2 protein-coding genes and 1 pseudogene are annotated in these 1,388 nt (G+C 61.7%); all 3 read left to right on the forward strand.

The window, feature by feature from the left end:
- Nucleotides 1-800 (forward strand): 16S rRNA (cytosine(1402)-N(4))-methyltransferase RsmH (gene rsmH / locus ADADOO_RS07375; protein WP_511276315.1); only part of this gene is annotated, 800 nt, incomplete at its 5' end.
- The gene (gene ftsL / locus ADADOO_RS07380) at nt 800-1,057 is read left to right on the forward strand and encodes a cell division protein FtsL (RefSeq protein WP_226497201.1); all 258 of its coding nucleotides are present in this window, start codon (nt 800-802) and stop codon (nt 1,055-1,057) included. The genes rsmH and ftsL, both read left to right, overlap by 1 nt.
- Nucleotides 1,057-1,388 (forward strand): annotated as a pseudogene (locus ADADOO_RS07385) (penicillin-binding protein 2); the annotation flags it as partial. The gene ftsL and the pseudogene ADADOO_RS07385, both read left to right, overlap by 1 nt.

Raw genomic sequence — 1,388 nt, forward strand, 5'->3', positions numbered from 1 at the left:
CCGCGCTGAATGAAAAAGGCCGCCTGGTGGCGGTCGACCGTGACCCGCAGGCGATTGCGGCGGGTGCGGCTATCGCTGATTCCCGGTTTTTGCTCGTGCACCGCGCTTTCGGCGAACTGGCCGAGGCGGTGGGCGAGGCGGGTGTTGGTGATGTTGATGGGGTTTTGTTTGATGTGGGGGTGTCGTCGCCGCAAATCGACGACGGGGAGCGCGGCTTCAGCTTTCGCTACGACGCGCCGCTCGACATGCGCATGGATACGACGCAGGGCGAGACGGCGGCCGAGTGGCTGGCGCGGGCCGAGATAAGAGACATCACGGAGGTCATTAGAAATTATGGCGAAGAACGGTTTGCTTTCCAGATTGCAAAGAAGGTTGTGGCTGCTCGGGTCGAACAACCTATTGTCACAACAGGTCAGTTCGCGGCCCTCGTACGCGAGACCGTGCGCACCCGTGAGCCAGGGCAGGACCCGGCGACGCGCAGCTTTCAAGCTCTACGGATTCATATCAATCAAGAACTCCGCCAGCTGGAGATAGCGCTGCCGCAGGCGCTCGGCTTGCTGAAGCCGGGTGGCCGACTGGTCGTGATCTGTTTTCACTCGCTCGAAGACCGCATCGTCAAGAACTTCATGCGCAACGAGTCGGTGGCCGATGATCTGCCCAAGGGCTTGCCGCTACGTGCTGACCAGTTGCCGAAGCCGAAGCTGCGTCTGCTTGGCAAGCCCGTGAAGCCGTCCGCTGCGGAAATCAGCGCCAATCCGCGGGCGCGCAGTGCCGTGATGCGCGTGGCCGAGAAACTGTAATGCTGCGTTTTAATGTGATCCTTCTCATGATCGTCGTCTTTTGTGCCTTGGGGGTTGTGACTTCCCAGCACCGGGCGCGCAAGCTGTTCCAGGCGCTCGAGACGGAGCAGGAGCGGGCGCGCCAGCTTGATGTCGAATATGGTCAGTTGCAGCTCGAGATGTCGACCTGGGCGAATCATCCGCGTATCGAAAAGATCGCTCGCGAGCGCCTGCACATGGTGACGCCGAATTCGGCTGTGCCCAAGGGGGCGCGCTGATGGTCGTGCGCCGTCGCCCGCAACGCGGTCATCGCTTTACCGAAAGCCCGGTGCTGCAACTGGCCTTGCAGGGCTGGCGTTCGCGCACGGTCGGGCTGCTGCTGATGGCGGCCTTCCTGGCACTGGTGGCGCGCGGTTTCTATCTGCAGGTCATCAATAACGACTTTTTGCAGCAAAAGGGCGATTCGCGCTATCTGCGCGACATCGAGATTTCTGCCTCGCGCGGCAAGATCGTCGACCGTAACGGCGACATGCTGGCCGTGTCGACGCCGATGAAGACGATTTGGGCCATTCCCGCCGATGCGCGGACGATGAATGGCGAGCAGAAGCG

Origin of the sequence: Azonexus sp. (assembly GCF_036170495.1) — a bacterium.
Taxonomy (GTDB): domain Bacteria; phylum Pseudomonadota; class Gammaproteobacteria; order Burkholderiales; family Rhodocyclaceae; genus Azonexus.

What these genes read in the sequence shown, in the direction of transcription:
- ftsL (WP_226497201.1), top strand. Translation starts at nt 800, where the DNA reads ATGCTGCGTTTTAATGTGATCCTTCTCATGATCGTCGTCTTTTGTGCC.